This is a genomic window from Bacteroidales bacterium (genome assembly GCA_041671145.1).
GTDB lineage: Bacteria > Bacteroidota > Bacteroidia > Bacteroidales > JAHJDW01 > JAQUPB01.
Window position 1 is genome coordinate 1 of record JBAZBZ010000081.1, and the last position, 3,818, is coordinate 3,818.

Annotated in this window: 5 protein-coding genes; all 5 read right to left on the reverse strand. The window is 30.2% G+C overall.

Going from position 1 to position 3,818, the window contains the following annotated elements; translation table 11 throughout:
- Positions 1-244: 244 nt before the first annotated feature.
- Entirely contained in the window at positions 245-841 is a 597-nt protein-coding gene (locus WC223_13910) for a hypothetical protein (GenBank protein ID MFA6925337.1), read from the reverse strand.
- A gap of 13 nt (positions 842-854) precedes the next feature.
- Positions 855-1,175: a hypothetical protein gene (locus WC223_13915; protein ID MFA6925338.1), complete on the reverse strand. Its 321-nt coding sequence runs from the start codon at positions 1,173-1,175 to the stop codon at positions 855-857.
- A 167-nt stretch (positions 1,176-1,342) separates the two neighbouring features.
- Positions 1,343-2,284: a T9SS type A sorting domain-containing protein gene (locus WC223_13920; GenBank protein ID MFA6925339.1), complete on the reverse strand. Its 942-nt coding sequence runs from the start codon at positions 2,282-2,284 to the stop codon at positions 1,343-1,345.
- A 217-nt stretch (positions 2,285-2,501) separates the two neighbouring features.
- On the reverse strand, positions 2,502-2,624 hold the full coding sequence (locus tag WC223_13925) for a hypothetical protein (GenBank protein ID MFA6925340.1): 123 nt from the start codon (positions 2,622-2,624) through the stop codon (positions 2,502-2,504).
- A 239-nt stretch (positions 2,625-2,863) separates the two neighbouring features.
- Complete coding sequence (locus WC223_13930; GenBank protein ID MFA6925341.1) at positions 2,864-3,649, reverse strand: hypothetical protein; 786 nt, start codon at positions 3,647-3,649, stop codon at positions 2,864-2,866.
- Between the last annotated feature and the right edge of the window lie 169 nt (positions 3,650-3,818).

The following is a 3,818-nucleotide window of genomic DNA, read 5'->3' on the forward strand; positions in this document are numbered from 1 at the left end:
AATAGCACCATAAAAAACAGCAACATTATTATCATTGCACCATTTTTCAATTAAATTCAAAGTATCCTTTAGTTTGTCCATATTTGCAAATATTTCTTAGTAAATTACCGCTAACGGTTGGGGCTTAGAGTTGGCGGGCATTTGATACCTGCGTCACTTTCCCCCGAAAACAAATTTATAAATAATTACTGAATTATCAAATACTAATTTCCGCCCGCTAACGCTAAGCCCATGTTGGGGGCAGTTATATATTCAATTTAGTCCAATAAATTTTCATCTTCTTTAATTCATTCTTGTCAATTAGTAACTTTTGTAAAACGTCTTGTAATGAATAAAAATCTTCTGTGGGCTTTAAAGTCCCGTCAACATATTTTTGATATTTTTTGTCAATGTCGTACCAATTTATTTTAAATATACGTTGCAAACAATATGTTGCAAGTTCTGCTTTTGTTGCATTAAAATAAGGGCATGTATGGACTTTAGTTTTTACTGTGTCAGATAATTTACTTATTAAAAAATCAACTAAATCTTTTTTTGGCAGTGTCAAAAAACTATTCCAATACGGATTCATATTAAAGCAGCAACCCATTCCTCCACATTTTGAATCAACACAGTATTGTCCGCCTGTCAGGCAACCACCAATACTGTCTGAAACAAATTTCCATTTCATATCAATTGTCAAAGATTTCCAAACCGTGTCAGATTTTGGAATAAAAAACATTTTATTATAAGTCTCCATTGCTTTATTTTTCCTACTACGGTTAGTGTCAATTTGAGCAAATAAGTCAAGATTATTCAAAATAAGAAAAATTATCAATGTTTTATAAATGTATCGAGTCATAATATGCTATTTATTATCTGCCTATTTTGGCTATTCTTGTCTTAATATCAAAAAACTTGTTGATTTCAATTTTGTCTCTGATATTGTCTAAATCACAGTTAAGCTTCTGTTTCCTATCATTCAATTTTCTTTTCTTTTTAATCCTTAAATTAAAAATTATCAAAACTATGAGCATTGAAATGTAGCTAAAAAGTGAACCATATCCTGAAATTGCTAATAAAATTGAAAGTATCAAAAATGGTATGTATATATACTTCCTTTCTCGATAAATTCTATAATCAAACTCTAACTTTGTTATATCAATAGAAATATTATTAATATTTTCATTTTCCATGATGTGCATTCTTAGCTTCTGTAATTGCCCCCAACGGTTGGTTGCTTATTCCAGTGCGGAATTAAAACGCACTTCTTTTTCAACCGAGAACAAAAGTAATAAATAGTATTGAACTTTCCAAACCTCATAACTCCGCATTGGATAAGCAACATGTTGGGGGCTGGGCTTTATTCTTTTATTATCTTTCTCACTTCAACTGTCTTGTCAGTTATAAGTTTCACAAAATAAATTCCGCTTGTCAAGTTGCTAATATCAATCTGTGTTTTGGTGTCTACAAGTTTTTTTCTTATTAATTCTTGTCCTTTTATATTCAAAATTGTTAAAATTCTTTCTTTTGCCAATGGTGTTGTTTCTACTGTCAATTGAGAGGAGACATGATTAGGATAAATTTTAAAAGAAAAATCACCTAAAAGTTTATTGTTAATATTTGTTTCGATGTCGCATTGAATGTTATCATATGTATTAAAACTGTGATAACTAAATGCACTACTACTAAAACAACTTAACCAATTTCCTGATTCAAATGAGTATATTAAAGACAAATCTTCAAGTAATCCAACAGAACTGCCCTGTCCTTCCAATAAAAATAAACTTTGTGGAAACAGCGGTTCTATGTCGCTTTTTAAAAAATACTTTCTGTAATATTTAGAATTATAATAAACGGAATCTATCGAATCAACTACGAAATAATGATAAGTAATACTATTTATATATGTCTTAGGTAATGTATCATGTTTTTTTAAATTAAAATCAAATAATAATGTATCATTATTTGTTCCTTCTGGTAAATAATATATTTTTTTGTTTATTGAATCATTAGTTATCAAACCACAAAAGTATTTATTAGAAAAATTGTATGAAAAAGGTATGGAATATGATTTTCTTGTTTTCTCTATGCAATAAATTTTATAATATTTTTTGAGATTTAAAAATGAATCTCCTTCAATCATATATTGTTTGGCTAGGCAAAAGTCATCCAACATATTATTGTCAAGACAAGTTACATTATGTCTTTCGGAAATCCATTTTCCATTTGTAATTGGTTTAAATTGTGCTATGCTAAATATGCTTACACAAAGTAATAAATTTAATATATAAAGTTTTTTCATGTTTGTTTTATTTTTAAGTGTATCATATAGCTATAATGTTCGCCTTGCCCCCAACGGTTGGTTGCTTATTTCAGTGCGGGAATAAAACGCACTTTATTTTCAAGATACTGCAAAGTTAATTAAATTATTATATATTTTCAAACACCACCAAACACCCGCATTGAATAAGCAACATGTTAGGCACAGGGAATTTTTTTAATGTCAGGTTACTTTGTCATCAATTAAGTATAATGCGTGTGTATGCTTGCATTCTCTTTTGCATTTGTTTTGGTTGCCTGCGTGTTGGAGCAAATGCAAATGTGAATGCAATCGGGTTGGCTTTTGTGGGAGTGTCTGTCATATATGCAGCTACTTGTTTCCTTTTGTAAGTTATATGTTTCCAAGTATAAGTCAAGTTTCTCCAACTCTAAGTCAAGTTTCTCCAAGTATAAGTTGAATTTATCCAACTATAAGTTAAGTTTCTCCAAGTATAAGTTGAGTTTCTCCAACTATAAGTTAGAAGTTTCTATGTATAAGTTGAAAATTTCCTAAATCAAGTAGCTTGTTTCCAAAGTAAAGTAAAAAGTTTCCTTTTTAATATTACTTAATTTTAGTAAATTTCAGACCGCTTACTTGTTTATATTGTGGACTTGTTGCTCCGAATACTGATTTTACATACTTTTTTACTTCTTCTGCGATGTCAACCAAGCCAGTTCCTGTGGTGTTAATTATGTTATTTCTTGTTATTCGGGTGTTGCTTAATGGGGTATATGCGTTTATTGCTGCTGTGTTTTTGTTTCGCATATCGGCTATTAAAGTCGTAAGAGCTGTTATTTTTAAGTCGGCTTCGTTTGGTGTGTAAGTTGTTTGTGATGACAGAAATTGTATGAGTTTATCAAAGTTTTCAATACGGTCGTCAAACCCCATTTGTGAAGCAGAAATACTTTTATGGCTTTCGTTTTCAAGCGTTGCAGGATTGTCAATAACTGTTGGTAATTTTTCACTTGCTCTTTTTCCTTGAATTTTACGAGCATAAGTTTTTGCATCGGCTACAGATTGACGGGTAACATTACTTGCATCAAGTGCATTTATAATTCTTGTAGTTAATTTACTTAATGGTAAAAATGTGATTTTTCTCGCATTAACAGCATTCTTCCAAGGAGGCAACATGGTGTTTATTGCAGCAAGCGAATTTTTTGCACTTGTAAAAAGTGTGTTTAAAGAAGTAATTTTAAGTGCTATATTTGACGGATTATAGGTAGTTCCGTATCCTGTACAAAATGAAATTAAATCTTCAAAATTTGCAACATTCATTGCATTTCCTGTTTCGGACACTGATTTTTTATTAGTTCCTACATTGCTTTTTGATGTTGTTTTTTTTGCCATAATTTTACGATTTAAGTTTTCAAAGATAAATTATTTTGATAGATTGGATATTCCGAGCAAAGTAGACCACCTATTTCGCAGTAAACTGTGCCACCAAAACTGATTGTCCCATTGAAGTCATTTCTCTGCTATTTTTCATTAATACAAATATAGTTTATTTTATCATTTA

What these genes read in the sequence shown, in the direction of transcription:
- WC223_13910 (MFA6925337.1), bottom strand. Translation starts at nt 841, where the DNA reads ATGACTCGATACATTTATAAAACATTGATAATTTTTCTTATTTTGAAT.
- WC223_13920 (MFA6925339.1), bottom strand. Translation starts at nt 2,284, where the DNA reads ATGAAAAAACTTTATATATTAAATTTATTACTTTGTGTAAGCATATTT.
- WC223_13925 (MFA6925340.1), bottom strand. Translation starts at nt 2,624, where the DNA reads ATGACAGACACTCCCACAAAAGCCAACCCGATTGCATTCACATTTGCA.
- WC223_13930 (MFA6925341.1), bottom strand. Translation starts at nt 3,649, where the DNA reads ATGGCAAAAAAAACAACATCAAAAAGCAATGTAGGAACTAATAAAAAA.
- WC223_13915 (MFA6925338.1), bottom strand. Translation starts at nt 1,175, where the DNA reads ATGGAAAATGAAAATATTAATAATATTTCTATTGATATAACAAAGTTA.